This is a genomic window from Nocardia paucivorans NBRC 100373, from assembly GCF_000308675.1.
Lineage (GTDB): Bacteria > Actinomycetota > Actinomycetes > Mycobacteriales > Mycobacteriaceae > Nocardia > Nocardia paucivorans.
On sequence record NZ_BAGE01000107.1, the window covers coordinates 1 to 1,525 of the forward strand.

The 1,525-nt window shown below is 67.8% G+C and carries 2 protein-coding genes; both read right to left on the bottom strand.

Features of this window, described 5'->3' with window-relative positions:
* Window positions 1-129 precede the first annotated feature (129 nt).
* Complete coding sequence (locus ON32_RS23495; RefSeq protein ID WP_040793198.1) at window positions 130-564, bottom strand: hypothetical protein; 435 nt, start codon at window positions 562-564, stop codon at window positions 130-132.
* Between the two features lie 26 nt (window positions 565-590).
* Entirely contained in the window at window positions 591-1,073 is a 483-nt protein-coding gene (locus ON32_RS23500; RefSeq protein ID WP_040793199.1) for a hypothetical protein, read from the bottom strand.
* Window positions 1,074-1,525: the final 452 nt, after the last annotated feature.

A 1,525-nucleotide genomic window follows, 5' to 3' on the forward strand; every position in this document is an offset into this window, starting at 1 on the left:
GCCCCCGGGGCGAGCACATGCTTTCGCTTGTTCGGCGGGGCGGTCTCCTTTCGGGTCGGGTATGTACGCGATGGCCGATTTATCGGGCAGCTCTTCGATGTGGGCCTGAGTCGCCCACCTTTCGAGGGGTCAGAACGGCGGGAAGGTGTCGCGGGCGCTGCGGGCGCTGCGGCGCAGCAGGGACAGGGAGCCGGGGAGCCGCCGATCCAGCCAGGCCGGATAGTGCAGTGTGAGCAGGGGGCGGGCGCAGCGGTCACAGAGCCAGGGGTCCGGGTCGGCAAGGGGATCGGCACCGGCGCTCACCCCGCCGCCGGTCCCGGCACAGTCCGGGCAGCGCGGGCACGGCGCCGCGGTGACCTCGAGCAGGATCACATCCCGGCCCGACCGATCCGGCCTCACCCAGCGTCCCACCTGCACCGGTAGGTGGGGGTGGAGTATCGCTCCAAGACGCTTGGACTTCACCGCCAGCTTGGGAACGGTGCGGCCGACGAAGCGGCGCGACGGGGCGCCGTTCGCCGGGGCGGTGTCCTTACCCGCCCTGTCCATGTCTATCTGTTCTCTCATCCTTTCCTTCTCTTTTCTTGTTCGATTCACTCGGTCGGGTCGATACCGGCACGGCGAGCGCGGTCGCAGATGGCGGCGTATTCGTCGTCGGTGATGTCGGCGGCCAGGCCCAGCGCGCCCAGCACGTCGTCCAGGCGCACCGGCGGCGTCGGGGAGTCGGGGTGGCGGCGTAGCGCGACCAGATATCCGGCGAGGTGGTCGAGGGCCTCGTGGCGGTCGACTCGCCACAGCCAGGCGAACACCTTGCCGAATTCATCTCCCACGTGGGAGAACTCGCCCCGCCGGGCACCGGCGCGGATGGCCGTATCGGCCTGCCGGGCGAAGAATCCGGCCAGCACCATCTCGCGGATGTCGTCGGGCATATCAGCGGCCAAGCCCATCAACACCGCCTCCGGACGCCGGTGCGGCCCCACATACACCCGCCGCCTCCCTGGCTCAGATACTTCTTTGATGGCCTGCGGCAGCCTCTCGCGCAGCTCGGTCACGCTCAACACCTTCAGAAACGTCATACCTCAACCTTATCAAAAAGGTACTTTTTTAGGTACATTTTCGCGTATCTTATCGCGTACGTAGCGAGCTCGCCCCCTGATCCTTTTCCCGCCGAGGCTGTGACCTTTGGGGATCGTCGCGACCATGGCCACCGGAACGCCGGTGGCGTCACCCGTGCCCGGCGCGCCGAATCCGCTCGCGTCGGGCACGGCATCATCGATGCGCCGGCGATGGGGCGGATTGCCGGCATCGCCCGACCCCGAACATACGGGCAGACCCGCGCACGCGGGAGTCATCCCGAGACGAGGATGAGAAGAACACCGCGCCCGAGAGGGCGCTCCCGCGCATGCGGGGAGACGTCCTCGCCGAGGCGAGGACGAGAAGAAGGGCCCCGGCGAGCACCGGGGCCCTTCCCACGTCCGTCCCGGCTATCTATATGTTCTGTATGTTCTGTTCGGTGAACAGGACGGCG